Source organism: Bradyrhizobium oligotrophicum S58 (assembly GCF_000344805.1).
GTDB classification, from domain to species: domain Bacteria; phylum Pseudomonadota; class Alphaproteobacteria; order Rhizobiales; family Xanthobacteraceae; genus Bradyrhizobium; species Bradyrhizobium oligotrophicum.
Map to the genome: position 1 here is coordinate 7,420,001 of NC_020453.1, position 22,237 is coordinate 7,442,237.

At 64.8% G+C, this 22,237-nt stretch carries 14 protein-coding genes and 1 rRNA gene (1 of these 15 only partly in view); 6 read left to right on the forward strand and 9 right to left on the reverse strand.

Annotated features, from left to right (window positions below; genetic code table 11):
* Window positions 1-1,477: ribosomal RNA gene (locus tag S58_RS32125) — 16S ribosomal RNA — on the reverse strand (it extends 12 nt beyond the left edge of the window).
* 807 nt (window positions 1,478-2,284) lie between these two features.
* Between S58_RS32125 and S58_RS32130 the strand changes: the two genes are divergently transcribed.
* Window positions 2,285-4,348: a M23 family metallopeptidase gene (locus S58_RS32130; protein ID WP_042340358.1), complete on the forward strand. Its 2,064-nt coding sequence runs from the start codon at window positions 2,285-2,287 to the stop codon at window positions 4,346-4,348.
* 9 nt (window positions 4,349-4,357) lie between these two features.
* Here S58_RS32130 and S58_RS32135 read toward each other — a convergent pair whose 3' ends face one another.
* Window positions 4,358-5,137 carry a hypothetical protein gene (locus S58_RS32135; RefSeq protein ID WP_144058433.1) on the reverse strand — a complete coding sequence of 260 codons (780 nt, stop codon included), beginning with the start codon at window positions 5,135-5,137 and terminating at the stop codon, window positions 4,358-4,360.
* Window positions 5,138-5,349: 212 nt separating this feature from the next.
* A complete protein-coding gene (gene clpB / locus S58_RS32140) occupies window positions 5,350-7,989 on the reverse strand; it encodes an ATP-dependent chaperone ClpB (RefSeq protein WP_015669610.1) in 2,640 nt (879 codons plus the stop codon).
* Window positions 7,990-8,172: 183 nt separating this feature from the next.
* Between clpB and S58_RS32145 the strand changes: the two genes are divergently transcribed.
* Window positions 8,173-9,000, forward strand: a complete 828-nt coding sequence (locus S58_RS32145; RefSeq protein WP_042340359.1) for an MOSC domain-containing protein — start codon at window positions 8,173-8,175, stop codon at window positions 8,998-9,000.
* Window positions 9,001-9,366: 366 nt separating this feature from the next.
* Here the strand turns inward: S58_RS32145 and S58_RS32150 are convergent, their stop codons facing one another.
* On the reverse strand, window positions 9,367-10,023 hold the full coding sequence (locus S58_RS32150; protein WP_015669612.1) for a TIGR02594 family protein: 657 nt from the start codon (window positions 10,021-10,023) through the stop codon (window positions 9,367-9,369).
* Between the two features lie 256 nt (window positions 10,024-10,279).
* Here S58_RS32150 and S58_RS32155 point away from each other — a divergent pair, with 256 nt between their 5' ends.
* On the forward strand, window positions 10,280-11,143 hold the full coding sequence (locus S58_RS32155; RefSeq protein ID WP_015669613.1) for an alpha/beta fold hydrolase: 864 nt from the start codon (window positions 10,280-10,282) through the stop codon (window positions 11,141-11,143).
* A gap of 465 nt (window positions 11,144-11,608) precedes the next feature.
* Here S58_RS32155 and S58_RS32160 read toward each other — a convergent pair whose 3' ends face one another.
* On the reverse strand, window positions 11,609-12,028 hold the full coding sequence (locus S58_RS32160; protein ID WP_015669614.1) for a secondary thiamine-phosphate synthase enzyme YjbQ: 420 nt from the start codon (window positions 12,026-12,028) through the stop codon (window positions 11,609-11,611).
* Between the two features lie 70 nt (window positions 12,029-12,098).
* Window positions 12,099-13,301: an ATP-grasp domain-containing protein gene (locus S58_RS32165; protein ID WP_015669615.1), complete on the reverse strand. Its 1,203-nt coding sequence runs from the start codon at window positions 13,299-13,301 to the stop codon at window positions 12,099-12,101.
* Between the two features lie 1,429 nt (window positions 13,302-14,730).
* Between S58_RS32165 and S58_RS32170 the strand changes: the two genes are divergently transcribed.
* Window positions 14,731-16,893, forward strand: coding sequence for a malate synthase G (locus tag S58_RS32170; protein ID WP_015669616.1), 2,163 nt, complete (start codon window positions 14,731-14,733; stop codon window positions 16,891-16,893).
* A gap of 64 nt (window positions 16,894-16,957) precedes the next feature.
* Here the strand turns inward: S58_RS32170 and S58_RS38755 are convergent, their stop codons facing one another.
* Complete coding sequence (locus tag S58_RS38755) at window positions 16,958-17,113, reverse strand: Thivi_2564 family membrane protein (protein ID WP_015669617.1); 156 nt, start codon at window positions 17,111-17,113, stop codon at window positions 16,958-16,960.
* A 175-nt stretch (window positions 17,114-17,288) separates the two neighbouring features.
* On the opposite strand from S58_RS38755, the gene S58_RS32175 reads away from it, so the two are divergent.
* Window positions 17,289-19,382, forward strand: a complete 2,094-nt coding sequence (locus S58_RS32175) for a methyl-accepting chemotaxis protein (RefSeq protein WP_015669618.1) — start codon at window positions 17,289-17,291, stop codon at window positions 19,380-19,382.
* 11 nt (window positions 19,383-19,393) lie between these two features.
* Here S58_RS32175 and S58_RS32180 read toward each other — a convergent pair whose 3' ends face one another.
* Entirely contained in the window at window positions 19,394-20,047 is a 654-nt protein-coding gene (locus tag S58_RS32180) for a DUF2865 domain-containing protein (RefSeq protein WP_042340360.1), read from the reverse strand.
* Window positions 20,048-20,062: 15 nt separating this feature from the next.
* Window positions 20,063-20,812, reverse strand: a complete 750-nt coding sequence (locus S58_RS32185) for a L,D-transpeptidase (protein WP_015669620.1) — start codon at window positions 20,810-20,812, stop codon at window positions 20,063-20,065.
* Window positions 20,813-21,040: 228 nt separating this feature from the next.
* Here S58_RS32185 and S58_RS32190 point away from each other — a divergent pair, with 228 nt between their 5' ends.
* Window positions 21,041-22,159: an AI-2E family transporter gene (locus S58_RS32190; protein WP_042341053.1), complete on the forward strand. Its 1,119-nt coding sequence runs from the start codon at window positions 21,041-21,043 to the stop codon at window positions 22,157-22,159.
* Window positions 22,160-22,237: the final 78 nt, after the last annotated feature.

The window sequence follows — 22,237 nt, forward strand, 5'->3', positions numbered from 1 at the left end:
CCAGCCGCAGGTTCCCCTACGGCTACCTTGTTACGACTTCACCCCAGTCGCTGACCCTACCGTGGTCGGCTGCCTCCATTGCTGGTTAGCGCACCGCCTTCAGGTAAAGCCAACTCCCATGGTGTGACGGGCGGTGTGTACAAGGCCCGGGAACGTATTCACCGTGGCGTGCTGATCCACGATTACTAGCGATTCCAACTTCATGGGCTCGAGTTGCAGAGCCCAATCCGAACTGAGACGGCTTTTTGAGATTTGCGAAGGGTTGCCCCTTAGCTTCCCACTGTCACCGCCATTGTAGCACGTGTGTAGCCCAGCCCGTAAGGGCCATGAGGACTTGACGTCATCCCCACCTTCCTCGCGGCTTATCACCGGCAGTCTCCTTAGAGTGCTCAACTAAATGGTAGCAACTAAGGACGGGGGTTGCGCTCGTTGCGGGACTTAACCCAACATCTCACGACACGAGCTGACGACAGCCATGCAGCACCTGTGTTTCGGGCTCCGAAGAGAAGGTCACATCTCTGCGACCGGTCCCAAACATGTCAAGGGCTGGTAAGGTTCTGCGCGTTGCGTCGAATTAAACCACATGCTCCACCGCTTGTGCGGGCCCCCGTCAATTCCTTTGAGTTTTAATCTTGCGACCGTACTCCCCAGGCGGAATGCTTAAAGCGTTAGCTGCGCCACTGGTGAGTAAACCCACCAACGGCTGGCATTCATCGTTTACGGCGTGGACTACCAGGGTATCTAATCCTGTTTGCTCCCCACGCTTTCGTGCCTCAGCGTCAGTATCGGGCCAGTGAGCCGCCTTCGCCACTGGTGTTCTTGCGAATATCTACGAATTTCACCTCTACACTCGCAGTTCCACTCACCTCTCCCGAACTCAAGATCTTCAGTATCAAAGGCAGTTCTGGAGTTGAGCTCCAGGATTTCACCCCTGACTTAAAGACCCGCCTACGCACCCTTTACGCCCAGTGATTCCGAGCAACGCTAGCCCCCTTCGTATTACCGCGGCTGCTGGCACGAAGTTAGCCGGGGCTTATTCTTGCGGTACCGTCATTATCTTCCCGCACAAAAGAGCTTTACAACCCTAGGGCCTTCATCACTCACGCGGCATGGCTGGATCAGGGTTGCCCCCATTGTCCAATATTCCCCACTGCTGCCTCCCGTAGGAGTTTGGGCCGTGTCTCAGTCCCAATGTGGCTGATCATCCTCTCAGACCAGCTACTGATCGTCGCCTTGGTGGGCCATTACCCCACCAACTAGCTAATCAGACGCGGGCCGATCTTTCGGCGATAAATCTTTCCCCGTAAGGGCTTATCCGGTATTAGCACAAGTTTCCCTGTGTTGTTCCGAACCAAAAGGTACGTTCCCACGCGTTACTCACCCGTCTGCCGCTGACGTATTGCTACGCCCGCTCGACTTGCATGTGTTAAGCCTGCCGCCAGCGTTCGCTCTGAGCCAGGATCAAACTCTCAAGTTGAACTTGAAGCTTTGAACCGGCTGATCACAACGTTTGACGAGGTCCCACCAATCAGTACCCACGCTTCACAGCGCAAATACCATGGTGTTACCTTTGAAACATTGTCCGCCGAAGTCTTCTCGTCCGATCCCAGAACCAAAAGCCGAAGCTCTCAATCCTGAGACCCGCAAGGACTCCGCCGTCCACGTTTCTCTTTCTTCATCTTCACTTGTCAAACAGCCCGGGACCTCAGTCCCACCCTCTTCAAGAGGGGTCACCCACTCTTTTCCGACGGCGATGATCAACCGGGTTCTACCGGTTGTGCACCACTCAACAGAAGTGAGGAGCAACATTGACGCGTGTGCTCGCCCCGGTGTGTCCCGAAGCGGCGCCGCGTTCAGTGATTGGGTGTATAGGGGGAGCCGATCGGGGTGTCAACGCCCAATGTCAACAAATCGTCGCATCGAATCATTTTTTTCGGGACGACCAGAGAACCCCGATTTCTTGCGGACTTCGTGCCCCACTTGGGCCACAATCCTGCGACGATTTGTTAAGCATCGACCTGGGTTGATTTGGGTCCAGCGGGGGCCACCATCGATTCACGGATGATCCAGATCAAGGACATGGCGAGCCCTTCGCCTGACTCACACGGCCGAGACGACATCGAGAGATCCTGAAGAACAATAGCGGCTCGCAGATTCCAGCCTACTGGCTCAAGAGTCTCGAACCGTCAGAGGCGCGCCATCATTCCGAGCCGTTTGTCTTAGACGGTAATCCAACCGGCAGCTGAGTGATCTCGGTGCTGACTTTGAACTTGGGGGACGAAGGTTGAACCATCGGACGTCACGCGGGGGGTTTGGACGCGAGGTCGGCATGATCGATCTCGGTCATGAGCCGCCGCTATCGGTCGATGGCACCGAAGCCGCGGTCATCGACCGTCGCCGCGTCTCCGTCCAATGGTTCTCGGGCACGATTCTGACTGGTCTGTGCGGCGCGGCCCTGATCGGCGGCGCCGTTTTTGCGTCGCTGGACGGCGAGCTGACCTTCGCGCGCATGCCGGAACGGGTGGAGAGCGCGCTGCGCGGCGCGTTCGGCGCCAATGACCGGGTCGCCACCTTGCGCAAGAGCGATCGGCTGCCGCCGCCGAGCGAAGCCGCCGCCGCCCGCAACGTCGTGCGCGTCTCCACCGTGACCCGCTCCGGGTCGCGCGAGCTGGTGCGGGTCCGCCCCTATGTGCGGATCTCGGGCAACCTGTCGATGGCCACGAGCGACCTCTCGGCCAAGATCCCGCCATTCAACGCCCAGCGCCTGCTGAGCGACACCGACAACGACAAGACCGGCCCCGGCGAGGATCCCAACAATCCAGAGGCCGTCGAGCCGGACGCCGAAGTCTCGTTCGTCACCAAGGATCTCGCGACCGTGCTGCCGAAGGCCAAGATCGCGGCCTCGGTGGCGCTGGACGAGATCGTGATGCGGGTCCGCGATGCGGCGAACTGGCGCGGCAACAATGGTGGCGTCCGCTATGCCTCGCTCGCCAATGCCGCAGCCGACGCAACCGCCGCCCAAGGCGTCCAGAGCGGTGATCTCAAACTGTCCTACGCCAATGACGGCAGCTCGCCCGATCCCTATGCCGGCTTCGAGACCCGGGTGGTGCCGGAGAATGTCACCCTGCTGCCCAAGACCAAGGACCAGATCACCGGCGGCAACCCGCTCGGCGAACGGGTGCATCTGGCGAAGAAGGGCGACACCGTCGCCTCGATCCTGCGCGACCAGGGTGCGACGCCCGACGAGGCCAGGTCGATCGCAGCCCAGCTCGGTGCCCGCGGCCGCGACGGCGGGCTGAAGGAAGGCGAGAAGCTGCGCATCCTGATGGCGCCGACCAGCCCTGCCCCCGGCGCCCGGCTGCAGCCGGTTCGCGTGATCGTCGCCAACGACACCATGATCGAGGCGGTCGCCGCGCTGTCGGACCTCGGCAGATATGTCGCCGTCGACGTGCAGAGCATGAACACGGTCACCGAGACCGCCGACAACGCCAATGACGAGGAGGATGACGGCACCGGCGTCCGCCTCTACCAGAGCATCTACGAGACGGCGATGCGCAACAAGGTGCCGACGCCGGTCATCGACGACATGATCCGGATCTACTCCTACGACGTCGACTTCCAGCGCAAGGTGCAGCCGGGCGACTCGTTCGACGTGTTCTATGCCGGCGACGACGACGACAAGCCCGCCAACAACGACAAGAGCGAGGTGCTGTATGCCTCGCTGACCGTCGGCGGCGAGACCAAGAAATACTATCGGTTCCAGACCCCGGACGACAGCGTCGTCGACTATTACGACGAGACCGGCAAGAGCGCGAAGAAGTTCCTGGTGCGCAAGCCCGTCAACAACGCGATCATGCGCTCCGGCTTCGGCGGCCGCCGCCATCCGATCCTCGGCTATGTGAAGATGCACACCGGCGTCGATTGGGCCACCGCCTATGGCACGCCGATCTTCGCCTCCGGCAACGGCGTCCTGGAAAAGGTCGGCACCGAAGGCGGCTACGGCAAATACATCCGCATCAAGCACAACAACGGCTATGAGACCGCCTACGGCCACATGTCGGCGTTCGTGAAAGGCATGGAGCCGGGCAAGCGGGTACGACAGGGCCAGGTCATCGGCTTCGTCGGCTCGACCGGCCAGTCCACCGGACCGCACGTCCACTACGAGATCCTGGTCAACGGCCGCTTCGTCGATCCCCTGCGCGTGAAGCTGCCGCGCGGCCGGTCGCTCGAAGGTCAGATCATGGCGGGCTTCGAGAAGGAGCGCGACCGCGTCGATCAGATGATGACCGGCCGCGGCAACGGCGCCTCGCGCATGTCCGATGCCGGCCCGATCCAGATGAGCCGGTAGTCCCGGCCGTCAGCGCATCATGGGCGCCACCGGCACGACCGTGGAGCCGACCCGCGGCGTCGACTGCGCCGGCACGACGAAGTCGGGCGCGGCCCGCAACCCGCGCAGCGCCGCAGCGCGGGCTGCCGCCGGGGCCGGAGACGCATTCGACACCGTCTGCGAGGGAATGGCGACCTGCGCGTCCAGCAGCGCCTGCATGTTGGCGATCGTACATTTGATCGCGAGCTTCTGGACGTTCGCATAGGCAATGCAGGTGTCGGCGGGCACTCCGACATTGGCGGCGAAATTGTCCATGTCGTCATGGACGAGCTGCCTCACCTTGTAGAGATGCGTGCCGAACGTATAGACGGTGACGTAGTCGTTGATGATCGCCTTGCCGAACACGATGCCCGCGGTCGTGATCGTGATGGCCTTCAAGGCCGCGGCGGTCGAGCTCGTTGCATTGATGATCGATGTCGCGCCGACCAGGCCGGCATCCAGCGTCTGGTTGGTCGCCAACGCATTCTGCTGAAACTTGGTCGCGTTGACGAAGAACACTTCGCAGGCCGCGTAGACATTGGCGAACCCGACCTGCATGTAATCATTCGCGGCCTTCTGCCCGTCGTTTGGACCGTTGCACGCATTCACCTTTGCAAGAATGACCGCGTCGTCGACGGCCGGCCCGTTGCCGGCAAATTGCGCACACGCGCCGAGACCAACCACCCCGAGCAGGCCGGCGGCCCGCACGCACCCACGCCACACCCTGCTCTGTCTGCTCGGCTTCTGTCGTCCGACCATGACCTTTCGCATCGTACGCCCCTCCCGCCACATGTACGGCGAGAGTGTGATGACCGCGTCCGTGGGCGCGCAACGGGAATCCGGCCAGCCATGCAACGATCGACGCCGCGTGTTTCCTTTCTACAACACGCCCGGTAGTTGAGATAGAGCGAGATACCTTTCGGCAAAAAAGGCCCCGCCGTCTGGCGGGGCCTTGCTCTGCAGATCGTCCGTGGGCGCCAAGCTCAGTTCAGCTTGCGCTTGGGGATCGGCGCCTCGAACGGCGCGATCTCAGCGGTGCGATGCGCCTTGCCGTTGAAGGTCAGCACGTTGCCTTCCGTCGATATCGCGACCTTGTCGCCGTCCTTGATGTCGCCGGCGAGGATCATCTCCGCCAGCGGATCCTGCACGCTGCGCTGGATCACCCGCTTCAGCGGCCTTGCGCCATAGGCCGGATCCCAGCCCTTGGCGGCGAGCCAGTCGCGCGCGTCGGCATCGAGCGACAGCGTGATCTTGCGCTCCTCCAGGAGTTTCGAGAGCCGCGCGAACTGGATCTCGACGATCCGGCCCATCTCACTCTTCTGCAGCCGATGGAACAGGATGATCTCGTCGACGCGGTTGAGAAACTCGGGGCGGAAATGACTCCGCACCGTGCCCATCACCAGTTCGCGCACCTCCGACGTATCCTCGCCTTCCGGCTGATTGACCAGGAAGTCGGAGCCGAGATTCGACGTCATGATGATCAGCGTGTTGCGGAAGTCGACGGTGCGGCCCTGACCATCGGTCAGGCGGCCATCATCGAGCACCTGCAACAGCACGTTGAAGACATCCGGATGCGCCTTCTCGATCTCGTCGAACAGCACGACCTGATAGGGCCTGCGCCGCACGGCCTCGGTCAGCGCACCGCCCTCGTCGTAGCCGACATAGCCGGGAGGCGCGCCGATCAGCCGCGACACCGAATGCTTCTCCATGTACTCGGACATGTCGAGCCGAACCATCGCGGTCTCGTCGTTGAACAGGTACTCGGCGAGCGCCTTGGTCAGCTCGGTCTTGCCGACGCCGGTCGGGCCTAAGAACATGAACGAGCCCATCGGCCGGTGCGGGTCCTGCAGGCCGGCGCGCGAGCGTCGCACGGCGGTCGCGACCGCATGCACGGCCTCGAACTGGCCGACGACGCGCTTGCCGAGCGAGTCCTCCATCCGCAGCAGCTTGTCCTTCTCGCCCTCGAGCATCTTGTCGACCGGCACGCCGGTCCAGCGCGAGACCACCTGCGCGATGTGGTTGGCGGTGACCGCCTCCTCCATCATCTCGCCGGCATTCTCCTTGGCCTCGATATCGGCGAGCCGCTTCTCCAGATCGGGAATGCGGCCATAGGCCAGCTCGCCCGCTTTCTGGTACTCGCCGCGGCGCTGCGCGTTGGCGAGCTCGATGCGCAGGGCATCCAGCTCGCTCTTGAGCTTCTGCGCGTTGGACAGCTTATCCTTCTCGGCGCTCCACTTCGCCGTCAGCGCCGCCGATTTCTCCTCGAGATCGGCGAGCTCCTTCTCCAGCGCCTGCAGGCGGGTCTTGGAGCCGAGGTCGCTTTCCTTCTTGAGCGCCTCCTGCTCGATCTTGAGCCGGATGATCTCGCGATCCATCGAATCCAGCTCTTCCGGCTTGGAGTCGACCTGCATCTTCAGCCGCGCCGCCGCCTCGTCCATCAGGTCGATGGCCTTGTCGGGCAGGAAGCGGTCGGTGATGTAGCGGTTCGACAGCGTCGCAGAGGCCACCAGCGCGGAGTCGGTGATGCGCACGCCGTGATGCTGCTCGTATTTGTCCTTCAGGCCGCGCAGGATCGAGATGGTGTCCTCGACCGTCGGCTCGGTGACGTAGACCGGCTGGAACCGCCGCGCCAAGGCCGCGTCCTTCTCGACGTGCTTCTGATACTCGTCGAGCGTGGTCGCGCCGATGCAATGCAGCTCGCCGCGCGCCAGCGCAGGCTTCAACAGGTTGGACGCGTCCATGGCGCCATCGGCCTTGCCGGCGCCGATCAGCGTGTGCATCTCGTCAATGAACAGCACGAACGCGCCCTCTGCCCCGGTGACCTCCTGCAGCACGGCCTTCAGCCGCTCCTCGAACTCGCCGCGATATTTCGCACCGGCGATCAACGCGCCGAGATCGAGCGACAGCAGCCGCTTGTCCTTCAGGCTCTCCGGCACGTCGCCATTGACGATGCGCAACGCGAGGCCCTCGACGATCGCGGTCTTGCCGACGCCGGGCTCGCCGATGAGCACGGGATTGTTCTTGGTCCGCCGCGACAGCACCTGGATGGTGCGGCGGATCTCCTCGTCGCGGCCGATCACCGGATCGAGCTTGCCGTCGCGCGCTGCCTGGGTCAGGTCGCGGGCATATTTCTTGAGCGCATCATAAGCGTTTTCGGCGGTCGCCGAGTCGGCCGTGCGGCCCTTGCGCAAGGATTCGATCGCCGCGTTGAGGTTCTGCGCGGTGACGCCACCCTTGGCGAGAATGCTGCCGGCCTCGCTATTCTTCTCCAGCGTCAGCCCGAGCAGCAGCCGCTCGACGGTGACGAAACTGTCGCCGGCCTTCTCGGCCGCCTTTTCCGCAGCATCGAAGGCGCGCGCCAGCTCGGGCGACAGATAGACCTGTCCGGCGCCGCTGCCCGACACTTTCGGCATCTTGCCGAGCGCGTCTTCGGTGGCCTTGAGGATCGCGCGCGAATTGCCGCCGGCGCGATCAATCAGACCGCCCGCCAGTCCCTCGCCGTCGTCGAGCAGGACTTTCAGAAGATGCAGCGGCGAGAACTGCTGATGGCCGTCGCGCACGGCCAGCGACTGCGCCGATTGAATGAAGCCCCGCGCGCGCTCGGTATATTTGTCGATATTCATGATGTTTCCCTCAGCCTGCTGTCACGCCCCGAAGGCACGGTTCCAGCATCTTCATTGGGTTTCGGTTCGCGCACGTTGACGTCCATCAACGCCGCAACTTCTGACGTCGCCGGCTTGCACCCGGCTTGAGCTGAAATGTGGGAAGGCCGGCCAGAAACGGAAGGGGCCGCTTCACAAAATCGTGTGCCCTGGCCGCTGCCGCGGGAATCTCCTATGACCGCGGCCATGAGCCAGACCCCCTCCGCGCGCATCGCCGGCCTGTACCGATATCCGGTCAAGGGCCTTACCCCGGAACCGCTGCAGAGGGCGCCGCTACGGATCGGCCAGACCCTGCCCGCCGACCGTCGCTACGCGGTGGAGAACGGCCCGACCGGGTTCGATCCCGAAGCTCCGGTCTGGAAGCCGAAGACGGCGTATCTGATGCTGATGCGCAATGAGCGCCTCGCCGGCTTCAAGACCCGGTTCGACGACGCCACCAATATCCTGACCATCCGGCGCGACGATCAGATCGTCGCCCAAGGCGATCTCGAAAGCGACGAGGGCCGCGCAGCCGTCGAGCGGTTCTTCGCAACCGAGTTCGCCGACGAGCTGCGTGGTCCGCCGAAGCTGCTGTCGGGCGGCGGCTACAGTTTTACGGATCTGGCGCGCAAGGTGGTCTCGATTATCAACCTCGCATCTCTGGCCGAGATCGAAAAGCTGGTCGGCGCCGCCGTGCATCCGCTGCGCTTCCGCGCCAACGTCTACGTCACCGGCTGGCCGGCCTGGCACGAGGCGGCGCTGTTGGGCGAGACGCTGCAGATCGGCTCGGCGCGCCTCAAGGTCGTCAAGACCACCACCCGCTGCGCCGCCGTCAACGTCGACCCCGACACCGCCGCGCGCGACCTCGACATCCCGCCCGCGCTGCTGAACCACCGCGGCAACAATGAATGCGGCATCTACGCCGAGGTCATCGAAGCCGGCGACATCGCCGTCGGCGACGAGATGGCGGTAGAGCAGCCGCGGCTGGTGTGAGGCCTGGCGTAAGTCTCGGTCCCTCCTCGCGTCATTGCGAGGAGCCGAAGGCGACGAAGCAATCCAGACTTTTCGCGTGGCCCTGGATTGCTTCGCTCCGCTCGCAATGACGACGTTGCCACGTAGTTGTGATCCAATATTTTACCGCGGACTCGGTACGCCCCCTCGCCCCGCTCTTACGGGGTCGCGACGAGCTTCGCTCGCGCTGAGAGGGTCGGGATGAGGGGCAGACACTCGGAAATGTGCGTGGTGAGACCTGTACCCCCTCACCCGGATTGCATCTTCGATGCAATCCGACCTCTCCCCGCAAGCGGGGAGAGGTGCACCGTACGAGCCGCGACGGCTCCCCTATCAGTTCAAGACTTATCAGTTCGGCATCACGTAGGCATACACCCGCCCGCGCGACACGGCGCTCTCGCGGACGCGGTTGCCGTTGTTGCCGGAGATCACGATCGGGTTGCCCTGGGCATCGACGCCCGAGACCACGCCGACATGTCCGCCGCCACGGCGGCTCATGACCGCGATCGCGCCGACCTGCGGGCCGGAGACGCGCTGGCCGTAGCTTGCGAACGAGCGCGCCATGTCGGAGCCGGTGCCGTGATGGCCGGTGCGCTCCAGCACCATGTTCATGAAACGCGCGCACCACAGGCTGCGACGGCCGGTGGGATTGCCGCCGCCGATGAAGCTGCGCGCCGCGGACACCACGGTGCTGCTGCCACCGAAGCCGCCGGACGACGCCATGCCGTCAGGAGCCGTACCCGGCATCATGACGCTGGCCTGCGCATCGGCAACACTGCTCACCTGCATCTGCGCGACGCCGCGCTCCCAGCGCGACTGCCGGGCGAACGAACGACGGTGGTGATGATGCCGCGCAGCGTAATGGCCCCCGTGGCTGCGGTGGGCGTGATGCCCGGAGCCGTGATGCGGACGGGCCGAAGCCGGTGTTGCGGTGACGGCGACGACTGCCGAGCACATGGTGAGCGCAACGATGTGAAGCGACCGGCGAAGGGTAGACACAACCATACTCAATCCTTCTGTTACTTCCCCCAGTACCCTGACTTGGCACCCCCTGGTCCTCAGCGCGGCCCCTCTGCAAGCCGCCAGCGAGGTCCGTAAAATGTTGCGCTGTGACCAAACCATGACCATCGATGGCAAATGGCCGGCGCCGAGAGGGTGATTCCGGGTTTATTCTACGGCAAAAACAAGGCCGGCAGCCGCCCCATTGTCGCGCCTCGCGCCAATCGTCATCATCAGGCACGTGACACGGGAGAAGCCGAAGATGCCTTACGCGACTGCGAAAGATGGCGTTCGCCTCTATTTTGAAGAGGTCGGCGACGGCACGCCGCTCATCTTCCTGCACGAGTTCGCCGCCGACCACACCAACTGGGAGCCGCAGCTGCGCTACCTCGCGCGGCGCCACCGCTGCATCGCCTACGCGGCGCGCGGCTATACGCCCTCGGACGTGCCGGCCGCGGCGGACCTCTACACTTACGTGCACTTCTACACGGACGCCCTCGCCGTGCTCGACCACCTCGGCATCGACAGCGCCCACTTCGTCGGCCTGTCAATGGGCTCCTATTCGTCGCTGCAGGTGGCTTTGAACGCGCCTGATCGTATCCGCTCCATGGTGCTCGCCGGCGTCGGCTCCGGCTCCAGCCTCGCCCAGCTCGAGGCCTTCCGCACCCAATGCCGGGCGACGGCCGAGCAGTTCGAAACCTTGGGGTCAGCCGAGACCGCCAAGGTCACCCGCGAGGCCCCCGGCCGCATCCCGTTCCTGGTCAAGGACCCACGCGGCCACGCCGACTTTTACGCCGCCCTCGCCTGCCACGACGCGAGAGGATCGGCCAACACCATGCGCGGCTTTCAAGGCGCGAGGCCCTCGATCTACACGATGACGGAGGCCATCCGCCGTGTCACCACGCCCGCCCTGATCATCTGCGGCGACGAGGATGACGCCTGCATCGAACCGAGCCTGTTCCTCAAGCAGCACCTGTCGGCCTCGGGGCTGACGTTCTTCCCGAAGTCAGGCCACGTGCTGAACCTGGAGGAGCCGGCGCTGTTCAACGAGGCGGTCGAGCGGTTCATCGCGTTGGTGGAGGCCGGGCGATGGGGAGCGCGGGACCCGAGGTCGATGGTGGGATGAGGATGCGGGCTAGCCTCACCAGAGGGGGACTTGCCGCGAACTCCGGCGACATCGAAACCGCGCGCGCTTCACCATGGGGTTCGCCGTCGGTCGGGCCAATGCCGTCGCCCCACCTGAGGTGTCATCGTCCGCGCAGGCGGACGATCCAGTACGCCGCGGCCCCTCAGTCGAACACTGCTGTCCGTGAATACTGGATCGCCCGCCTTCCGGGCGATGACGGTGGAATGTGGAGTTGCTACTGGATGCCCGCCGGAGCCCGTCATCGGGCTCGCCGAAGGCGAGACCCGTTGGCGGGCATGGCAGCCGAGGCTGTAGCCCCCTCCTTCGTCGTCGCGAGCGCCAGCGAAGCGATCGAGGACTACGTAGACGATCTGCCTTTGTGGCCGCTGGATCGCTTCGTCGCTTACGCTCCTCGCAATGACGGCCTCTCAACCTTCGGCCTTCCAACACCGCAGCGGAGTAACCCTACTCCCCGATGATCTTGATCAACGCGCGCTTGCGCCGTCCGCCGTCGAACTCGCCGTAGAAGATCTGCTCCCAGGGGCCGAAATCGAGCTTGCCGCCGGTGATCGCGACCACGACCTCGCGGCCCATGATCTGGCGCTTCATGTGGGCGTCGGCGTTGTCCTCGCCGGTCCGGTTGTGCCGATAGCCCGACACGGGTTCGTGCGGCGCCAGCTTCTCCAGCCATTGCTCGTAGTCGTGGTGCAGCCCGCTCTCGTCGTCATTGATGAAGACCGAGGCCGTGATGTGCATCGCGTTGACCAGCAGCAGCCCCTCGCGCACCCCGCTCTCCCTCAGCGCCGCCTCGACATCGTCAGTGATGTTGATGAAGGCGCGCCGGCCCGGGATGTCGAACCACAGCTCCTTGCGAAATGATTTCATCCGCCCGCTTCTCCAACGCTCTCAAGAGAGCAATCCATCGAATCTGAACTGTTCAGGCCCGCAGCCGCCATCACCCCGCCGCAGCCAGGATCTCCGCCCACGCCTCCGGCGTGACCGCGTAGGGACCGACTGCGCCTGCATGGAATTTGCGCCACAGGGACGGGCTGATCAGCGTCGCACCGAGCGCGACGAGAACGGGAATCGCCGCGCGCGGATCGCCGGCGATCGGCGTCAGCTCTTCCGCCGATCCGGCATAGTCGCCAAGCGCGCAAATCGCGTCGACCGCTTCGCGCAGCACCGCGGTTCGCGATCCGCTGTGCTGTGCGGCACCGAGGATCGCGAGCAGCGTCTGGCGCGTGCGCACGCCGGCCATCCCGGCCGCACGCTCCGGAGCCGCGACGCCGGTTGCAGCCTCGAGCATCGCAGCGACGAGATCAACGCCCGCGGCAAATGCGTTGGCCGGCTCGACCAGCCGCGGGTTGACGTCGATGATGACAGGTCCATCATCACCGATGATCACGTCCATCGACAGGCCGCCGTGCCAGGCGAGCGACGCGACCAGCCGCGCCAGCATCCCGGCGAGTTCGGGCAGGACCATGCTCTGCTTCAGCGCGGCCCCGCCACCGACGCCCTCACGCACGCGAAGGCAGGCGTGATGCGCGACCAGGCGGCCGCGGTCGGCGACGGCCTGGACCATGGCAAGCGGGCCGGACACCTGGACCTGCGCAATCAGCTCGGATCGGCCCAGACCGAATTCGTGCGCCGCAGCCACCAGCTCCTCGACATTCCCGGCGCGCCGAACGCCCGAGCTTGCCGTGCTCACCGGTCGCTTCAGGAAGACCGGGTAGGTATCGATGCCGCGAAGGTCGTCGGCATGCGCGATCAGGTAAGTCTGCGGTTGCGGCGCGCCGGCGGCTTCGAGCGTGTGAAACGCGGCGATCTTGTCCTGCACACGCGCGAGACTATCGAATGGCGGCACGATGGTCGCGACGTTGAGGTGCGGCAGCCGCGCCGACAGGACGGTGACCTGCTCCTGCGTCGGAAACAGCAGATCGATGCTGCGCCCAGCCGCAATCCGTTCCGCCGCAGCAAGCCATCCGAACGGATCGCGCCCGAACCGCGGCACGTCGTGAACGGCCCGCACATGTCGCGTGAAGCGCGACAGGCAGATGCGTGTCGATGAGAGCAGCTCGACCTCGTGGCCGAGCGCGCCAAGCCGGCCTGCAACCTGGCGCGACGTCAGGCCCGATCCTTCCGACAGCAGGATGCGCATGAGGCTCCTTGTTCACTCGGTTCAGGACATCCGCCATCGAACCGCGGGCTACCAGCCCCAGGCATTTGTCGCACATGGTCGAGCTGTATCAACACCATCTGCAACGGCTATCGACCCTATCATCTCGGGATTTTGGGGTCGCCCTGCGGGCGTCCCGGAATGACGCCCCCCTGGCGAGCGAGAGCAAGAGAAGCGCGAGTTCTGCCCGACGGGCAATCAGCGCATGGGCGTCATGCACCAACTGCCCGTCGTGTTGGTTTGTCGCAGCTTTCGTGCTTGCACCGTCGGGCAAATCAGATCCATGTTTCCGCCCGTCCCGCCTCACTGCAAGAGGGGCGTATCGCGGTCGTCACGAACGCTGAGGTGGGATGCGGTGGGCGTGTCGGGTTGCGCGTGGGATTTCCCGCGCGGGCGAACAATTCCGGCACGCACGGTCAAGTCGCGCGGTCCTGACATCCCGACGCTGATGTCCTGCGCAACGCGGTGACGCGTTGTGCACACGGTGGCCAGAAAGCCCGGCGCACCGAGGAGAACGCGAAGCAGCCGTTAGACCATCGCGCAGGGAAGGCCGGGTGTTCCGGCTCGTACCTGTGGTTCCTGCCGCCTGCATTTTTTCCGCAGGCGGGCCATGGGTGCGGCCAGCATCCGGCCTTCCCTGCGCCTCTTCGTGATCGAGAGGCGGCCAAGAGCAAAGCTCGGACGCGAACACGCGCCGCGAGAACGAAGTCGCATGGGCGATGATCCCGATGAGTTACGATCTCCTTGAGTTGGGTGGCGCCTCCACACCCACAGCCGTCATCGCCCGGCTAGACCGGGCGATCCAGCAGTCCAGAGACGCCAGTGAGCCCCTGAGAAGCAGCGGCGTACTGGATCACCCGCTTTCGCGGGTGATGACGGCGGCGTTCATACCAGCAGCCGCGAGCGAGGCCGCGATGAGTTCGTCGCGTGCGAATGACCACAGACCTCGACCAGGACGCATGCTCACCGCAGGAGCACGCCGGAGCGTCCGGTACGGAAGACATCATTCGAGGCAAGGCGCCTGCTGTCGCCCTCCCCTGGAGGGGGAGGGTCGGCGCGCATCGCGGCAGCGATGCGCGCCGAGGTGGGGTGGAGCCACGGGCGCCGGTGCGTGTGGAGAGATCACCCCACCCCGGCTCAGGCTTCGCTGCGCTCACCGTGAGCCGACCCTCCCCCTCCAGGGGAGGGTCGCAGCACGGCGACGAGGAGGCGCCCGCTTTCTGGTTCTTTTTCAGGGCCTCACGCAGGATGCTCCCCTGCTCGCGCCCCCCCGACCAACTGCGATACCCCTCCCCCCTTTCGCTGGCCTCCGCTTGGCGCTAAATGCACTGCACAAGCTGCCCGAGGCGGCCATTTCAGCATGCCCAGATCACGCGCAACGTCGCTTTGACCCCGAGAGAAACGTCTCATCATGACCCGTATCGACGCCCATGGACTGAAGATCGCCCCCGTTTTGTTCGACTTCATCGCCAAGGAGGCCGCGCCGAAAACCGGGATCGAGCCGGACGCGTTCTGGGCCGGCGTCGCCGCGATCCTGCGCGATCTCGCCCCTAAGAACCGCGAGCTGCTCGCGTTCCGCGATACCCTGCAGGGCAAGATCGACGCTTGGCACCTCGCCAACAAGGGCAAGGCGTTCGACCTCGGCGCCTACACGGCCTTTTTGAAGGAGATCGGCTATCTCCTCCCCGAGCCGGCGACCCACAAGGTCGAGACGGCCCCGGTCGACGAGGAAATCGGCAAGATCTGTGGCCCGCAGCTGGTGGTGCCGCTGACCAACGCGCGCTATGCGCTGAACGCCGCGAACGCGCGCTGGGGCTCGCTGTACGACGCTTTCTACGGCACCGACGCCATCCCGCATGATCCCAGCGAAGGCGGTAAGGGCTACAACAAGGCGCGCGGCGACAAGGTGATCGCCAAGGCCAAGGCCTTCCTCGACGCCGCGGTGCCGCTCGCCACCGGCAGCCACACCGACGTCACCGCCTACAGCGTCATCGCCGGCCAGCTCTCGGCCAAGCTCAAGAGCGGCAACGCCACGGCACTCAAGACCGCCGCACAGTTCGCCGGCTACCAGGGCGCGGCCGACGCGCCACACGTCATCCTGCTCGCCAACAATGGTCTCCACATCGAGGTCGTGATCGACCGCAGCCACGTCATCGGCAAGGACGATCCGGCCGGGGTCTCCGACATGATCCTGGAGGCCGCGGTCTCCACCATTCTCGACATGGAGGACTCGGTCGCCGCCGTCGATGCCGAGGACAAGGTGCTCGTCTATCGCAACACGCTCGGCCTGATGAACGGCACCCTGGCGGCCGATTTCGAGAAGGGCGGCAAGACGCTCACGCGCGCGCTGAACAGCGACCGCAGTTACACGACGCCTTCAGGCGGCACGCTGACCCTGCACGGCCGCAGCCTGCTGCTGATCCGCAATTGCGGGCATCACATGTTCACCGACGCGGTCCTCGGCGCTGACGGGGAGGAGGTGCCGGAGGGCATTCTCGACGCGGCGGTCACCGGCCTGATGGCGATCCACGACCTCAAGGGTCTTTCCAAGGTCAAGAACAGCCGCACCGGCTCGATCTACATCGTCAAGCCGAAGATGCACGGCCCGGACGAGGTGGCCTTCGCCGTCGAACTCTTCGGCCGCGTCGAAAAGATGCTCGGCCTGCCGGAGAACACGATGAAGATCGGCATCATGGATGAGGAGCGCCGCACCACGGTCAACCTCAAGGCCTGCATCCAGCAGGCGTCCAAGCGCATCATGTTCATCAACACCGGCTTCCTCGACCGCACCGGCGACGAGATCCACACCTCGATGGAAGCGGGTCCGATGATCCGCAAGAACGAGATGAAGGCGCAGCCCTGGATCAAGGCCTATGAGGACTGGAACGTCGACAATGGCCTGATCTGCGGCCTGCCCGGCCACGCCCAGATCGGCAAGGGCATGTGGGCCGCGCCGGACAAGATGGCCGACATGCTGGCGCAGAAGATCGGCCACCCGCAGGCCGGCGCCACCACCGCCTGGGTGCCGTCGCCGACGGCCGCGACCCTCCACGCCCTGCACTATCACCAGGTCAACGTGCACGCCCGCCAGGACGAGCTTGCCAAAGGCGGCCCGCGCGCCAAGCTCGGCGACATCCTCACCATCCCGGTGTCGCAGTCGAACTGGGCGCCCGACGACGTGCGCCAGGAGATCGACAACAACTGCCAGGGCATCCTCGGCTATGTCGTGCGCTGGATCGACCAGGGCGTCGGCTGCTCCAAGGTGCCTGACATCCACGACGTCGGCCTGATGGAGGATCGCGCGACCTTGCGCATCTCCAGCCAGCATCTCGCCAACTGGCTGCACCATGGCGTGGTCAGCAAGGAGCAGGTGATGGATTCGCTGAAGCGCATGGCGGTCGTCGTCGACAAGCAGAATGCCGGCGATGCGCTGTATCAGCCGATGGCGCCGTCGTTCGACGGCGTGGCGTTCAAGGCGGCCTGCGACCTTGTGTTCGAAGGTCGCACCCAGCCCAACGGCTACACCGAGTACATCCTCACCGCGCGGCGGCGCGAGGCAAAAGCCAACGCCTGATACGACAAGCCCCGGCCTTTCGCCGGGGCTTTTTTTGATCGAACGGAGGTAACATGATGCCAAATCATATGACTGCGATGTACCGGAGCAGCGAAATCACGCCGAGCACGATCACAATGACGCGGCAGATCTGCTTGGCGCGGCCGTCGATCGGCAGCAGGTTGATCAAATAAAGGATCAGAATGACGACGAGAAAGGTGACGAGAGCACTGATGAGCATGGATGACCCCTGGACAAGATGGCGCGCTGGCGTTGACCAGCTAACCCGCTCGCCCGCTGCTAGTTCCATGCTCGGAACTTGGGCTTTCCAAGCCGCGTATCCGTAGTTCCACGGATCGAACCCTCATCCAGTTTTTTACCGGTTTGCGGTCGAATGCAGTGAATCGGAGATCGACATGCTGAACCGCCTCACCATCTCTTCACTGCTGAAGGCGGTGATCGTCACAGCCGCCCTCGCCGTCATCGCCCTCGTCTCGCTGAACGCCTGGACGTCCTGGAACAGGCTGCAATCCGCCCAGCGGCTGGCGCGCGTGGCCGAGGTATCGGGCGTCCTGTTCAAGGCCATGAACAGCATGCGCAGCGACCGCTCGACCACGATCCGGGTCCTGAATGCCGATCAGGCCATGGACGGAGACACCGAGAAATTCCTGCGTTCCGGCCGTGAGATCTACGTGCCCGCGCTGAACCAAGGTCTCGCACTGCTGCAGGGGATCGATTTCGCGCAAAGTCAGACTCTGGTGGCCGACCTCGACCGGCTCAACAAGACGCTGATTGCCGAGCATGCGGAGTTCTGGACCGAGATCGTGAAGCCGAAGGCGGCGCGCCGGGCCGGGCTGGCGAAGGAATATGGCGAGACCTTCGATACGCTGCTGCCTTTGCTCGACAAGATCGCGGGCAACGTCGCTGCCAGCGTCAATCATCAGAGCGCGACCATCGATCAGCTGCTTCTGATCAAGCAGATGGCCTGGCTGATGCGCAACACCGCCGGCGAGGCGTCGCTCATCATCAGCAATGGGCTGACGGCCGGCAAGGTTTCACCCGAGGTGGTGCTGGCCTACAACAAGCTGGTCGGCGGCATCGAGACCGGTTGGAAGGCCGTCCAGCTCGCCACCTCCGGCATGGACCTGTCTCCCGCGCTTGCCGCCGCGATGTCGAATACCGAGAAAGCCTACTTCACCCCGGAGTATGCCGGCCTGCGCGAACGGCTGCTCGCGGCGCTGCAGAAAGGGGAGAAGCCAGAGCTGACGCCCTATCAGTGGAGCCCGTTCTCGGTGAACAAGATGACGAGCGCCGTTGCCCTGGCTGAGGCGGCGCTCGACGCCGCCAAGGAGCATTCCAGCGCGCAGCAGAGCGCGGCCATGGAGTCGCTGATGCTGCAGCTGACGCTGCTGCTCGTTGCGATCGGCCTGAGCGGCGCGGCGATGGCTGCCATCAGTGGCCGTGTCATCCGTCCGCTGCACCGGATGCGCGATGCGATGCTGGCGGTCGCGGGCGGCAACCTCGGCGTCGACACCGGCTACACGAAAAGGCAGGACGAGATCGGCGCATTGGCCAATGCGCTCGAGACCTTCAAGCAGCAGGCGAAGGACAAGCTCGCGATCGAAGCGCAGGAGCGCGAGCGCAACGCTGCAACCGCGGCGCGCCAGCGTGCGATCGAGACCTATGTCGCCGAGTTCGAAGGGCTGGTACGGGGCTCGCTGGAGCAGCTGGGCCAGGCTTCGACCGACATGCAGGCGACGTCCGCCGGCCTCACCAACGTGTCGCGGCAGACCAATGCCCGCGCCGAGGTTGCCGAGAAGGCCTCGAGCGACGCCTCGATGAGCGTGCAGACCGTCGCCTCCGCCGCGGAGGAGCTGAACGCCTCGATCGCCGACATCAGCAAGCAGGCCTCCCACGCCGCCGGCATCGCCAGCCGCGCCGTCGAGCAGGCGCGCATGACCGACGGCACGGTGCAGGGGCTGGCGCAGTCCGCGAACCGGATCGGCGAGGTCGTCGGCCTCATCAACAGCATTGCCTCGCAGACCAACCTGCTGGCGCTCAACGCGACCATCGAGGCGGCGCGCGCCGGCGAAACCGGCAAGGGGTTTGCCGTCGTCGCCTCCGAGGTCAAGACGCTGGCGAGCCAGACCGCCAAGGCGACCGACGATATTTCCGAGCAGATCGCCGACATCCAGCGCGTCGCCAACGATGCGATCGATGCCATCCAGCGCATCGGCGGCATCATCGGCGAGGTCAACGAGGTCGCCACCGCCATCGCCGCCGCCGTGCAGCAGCAAGGCGCCGCGACGCAGGAGATCTCGCGCAGCACCCAGTTTGCCGCCGACGGCACCAAGCACGTGTCCGAGAACATCACCGGCGTGAAGTCGGACGCCGATGCCGCCGCCGCTGCGGCCGACAACGTCCGCAATGCGTCAGAGACGCTGGAGAGCCAGAGCAGGAGCCTCGGCCATCAGGTCACGGATTTCCTCAACAAGATCCGCGCGGCCTAGAGGTCGCGGGATCAGTCGGAGGCCATCACCGGCGCGCGCTCATACTTGGCGCGCAGCGCTGCGGGCGCCGGCGAGAAGTTCAACTCGGCGCGCTTGCCGCTGCCGGTCCGGTTGGCCACCTTGAGGCCCTCGTCACTGGCAACGACGTCGCCCCTGCGCAGGGTCGGGTCGCTGTCGATCGACACCTTGGCGAGGCCGAAATGGTCCTTGCCGTTGCAGGTGCAGCCGTCGACGATCTCAGTGCGATACTTGAACGCGTTCGGCAAAGCCGAATATGCCTTGCCGCCATCGGTCTCGGCGCCATCGATCGAGCTGCCATAGACGACCTCGGTCTTGGACGCCGGGCAGAAGCTGTTGCACGCCGCCTCCTTGCTCTGGTCACCGGTGGCTCCGAGCGGGAAATAGCGACCATCACAGGTGCGCACGCACCAGGCCGTGCCGCCGCCACCGGAATAGACCGGCTGGCTGCGCGGCGCCGAACGCTGCACCGGCGCCGCCTCGTCGGCAAACGGCATCCGGATGTAGGGCTGCGGCGCTTGCCGCTGCGGCGCACCGAACAGCGCCGAGAAGAAATCCTGCGCGCCTGCCGTGGCCGGCATCGCCAGAGCGCCCCCGGTTGCGGTGATGGCCACCGCAATGGCAGCGAATGCTCGTCGAGCTCTCATGATTTCCACTCCAGATCAGTTGACGGCCGCGACCGGCAGCGACATCGCCTGCCGGCCGGACGGCAGCGACGTCACCCGCGGCGCGCGGTCGACGTTGGTACGAGCCTGGAGCGATCCGCCCTTCGGCAGCACGACGACCTTGCTGCCGACTTGCACGCGGCTGAACAGGTCGGAGACGTCCTCATTGGTGAGGCGGATGCAGCCGGACGACACGAACTTGCCGATGGTGGACGGATCGTTGGTGCCGTGGATGCGATATTCACTGGAGCCCAGATACATGGCCCGCGCGCCGAGCGGATTGCCCGGGCCGCCGGCCATGAAACGCGGCAGATAGGGCTGACGCGCGATCATCTGCGCCGGCGGGTGCCAGTCCGGCCATTCCGCCTTGCGCGTCACCGTCTGCACGCCCGACCAGGTGAAGCCTTCGCGCCCGACGCCGACGCCATAGCGCAGCGCGCGTCCGCCGCCGAGCACGTAGTAGAGATAGGTATTGCCGGTATCGATGATGACCGTGCCCGGCGCCTCCCGCGTATCGAGATTGACGATCGTGCGACGCAGACGGTCCGGCAGCTGACTGTCCTCGCCCTGCTCCACCGCAGGTCCCGTTGCATCGTCAGGCGGAAACGCCTGCTGCTCGACCGGCGCATAGCCGAGGCTCTGTGCATGAGATGCGGGCGCCCCCGCGACGAAGAGCGCGGCGACGCCGGCGATCAACGAAGCGGTCCGCCGCGACGCGCAGCGATGGCCGGTAGCGAGCTTGGTCATGGAATGCCCCCTGTCAGACGAGCACCGCGGTGCGATGCGTGATTGCTTTCCAAACGCCGAACGCCTCGCCGCAGTTCCGGCCCGGATGTGGTCGCTCTGCGTCAGTCAAGCGCGGCAGCTCTCACGTTCTCGCGACGGAACCCGCAGCAGCTTCGACAGTTGTGTGCCTGTAAAGCAGGGCGTCACGAACGCGAGCTACGCGCGTCAACTCCGTCGGGGGAAATCATGGTGCGTGTACTTCCCACCGAGCGGCTCCTCGCGGGCGGAAATGACGGCTCTGCCGTGAATGAAAGCCACCACGAGCTCCCTCCCGTGATCAAGCGGGCGGAGGTCGTCGCGATCACGCTGGTCATTCTTGCGGCCATCTGTGTGACCGGCGTTCTCTACATTGCGAGAGGCTTCTTTCTTCCCATCGTCATGGCGTTCGTCGTCGGAACGATGCTGTCGCCCGCAGCCAACTTCCTCGAACGCTATCGTGTACCTCGCGGCGTCGGTGCCGTGCTGATCGTGATCGCGGTCGCCGCAGGGCTCGCCTTCATCATCGGCCTGATCTCGGCGCCGGTGCTCGACTGGACCAACCGACTTCCCGAGCTTGCAGCGCAGCTCAAGGACAAGCTGCACGTATTCGACCGGCCGCTCGCGTTGTGGCACGAGATGCAGGCGGCGATCGGCGGCGGAAGCGCGCAGACCTCGACCAGCCTGGAGCTGCCGAAATTCGACTGGGTCCAGCCGACGATCGAATTCCTGTCGCCGACCTTCACCGAATTCCTGCTGTTCTTTGCCACCCTCGTTCTGTTCATCGCGAGCTGGCGCGATCTGCGGCGCACTCTGATCATGACATTCGGCGATCACGAAGCGCGACTGCGGACGCTGCGCATTCTGAACGAGCTCGAGCTCCACCTCGGCAACTATCTGCTGACCGTCACGCTCATCAACACCGGCGTCGGCATCGCGGCGGGCATAGCCTGCGCGATCGCCGGCATGCCCAATCCCGCGGGCCTCGGCGCGCTCGCGGCGACGCTGAACTTCATTCCGATCATCGGGCCGATCGCGATGTTCGCCGTGCTCGTTCTGGTCGGCATGATCGCGTTTCCCACGTTGAGCAGTGGCATGGTCGCGCCGCTGATCTTCGCCGTGATCACCTTCATGGAAGGCCATTTCGTCACGCCGACGATCATCGGACGACGGCTCGCGCTCAACGCACTGGCCGTGTTCATTGCTCTCGCGTTCTGGACATGGCTGTGGGGCCCGATGGGAGCGTTCCTTGCATCGCCGCTCCTGATCGTTGGGCTGATCATGAAGGAGCATCTGCTGCCAGACACTTCCCCGCAACTGCCACCGGACTAATTCGGTTTCATTCGAGGAACTTCCGTTCCCGCTCAGCGTTTGTCGATCAGACGCATATAACCTCGCTCCAGGAGATTC

Coding starts and splice junctions, on each gene's coding strand:
- clpB (WP_015669610.1), bottom strand. CDS start 7,989: ATGAATATCGACAAATATACCGAGCGCGCGCGGGGCTTCATTCAATCG.
- S58_RS38755 (WP_015669617.1), bottom strand. CDS start 17,113: ATGCTCATCAGTGCTCTCGTCACCTTTCTCGTCGTCATTCTGATCCTT.
- S58_RS32150 (WP_015669612.1), bottom strand. CDS start 10,023: ATGGTTGTGTCTACCCTTCGCCGGTCGCTTCACATCGTTGCGCTCACC.
- S58_RS32160 (WP_015669614.1), bottom strand. CDS start 12,028: ATGAAATCATTTCGCAAGGAGCTGTGGTTCGACATCCCGGGCCGGCGC.
- S58_RS32175 (WP_015669618.1), top strand. CDS start 17,289: ATGCTGAACCGCCTCACCATCTCTTCACTGCTGAAGGCGGTGATCGTC.
- S58_RS32135 (WP_144058433.1), bottom strand. CDS start 5,137: ATGCGAAAGGTCATGGTCGGACGACAGAAGCCGAGCAGACAGAGCAGG.
- S58_RS32165 (WP_015669615.1), bottom strand. CDS start 13,301: ATGCGCATCCTGCTGTCGGAAGGATCGGGCCTGACGTCGCGCCAGGTT.
- S58_RS32185 (WP_015669620.1), bottom strand. CDS start 20,812: ATGACCAAGCTCGCTACCGGCCATCGCTGCGCGTCGCGGCGGACCGCT.
- S58_RS32180 (WP_042340360.1), bottom strand. CDS start 20,047: ATGAGAGCTCGACGAGCATTCGCTGCCATTGCGGTGGCCATCACCGCA.
- S58_RS32170 (WP_015669616.1), top strand. CDS start 14,731: ATGACCCGTATCGACGCCCATGGACTGAAGATCGCCCCCGTTTTGTTC.
- S58_RS32155 (WP_015669613.1), top strand. CDS start 10,280: ATGCCTTACGCGACTGCGAAAGATGGCGTTCGCCTCTATTTTGAAGAG.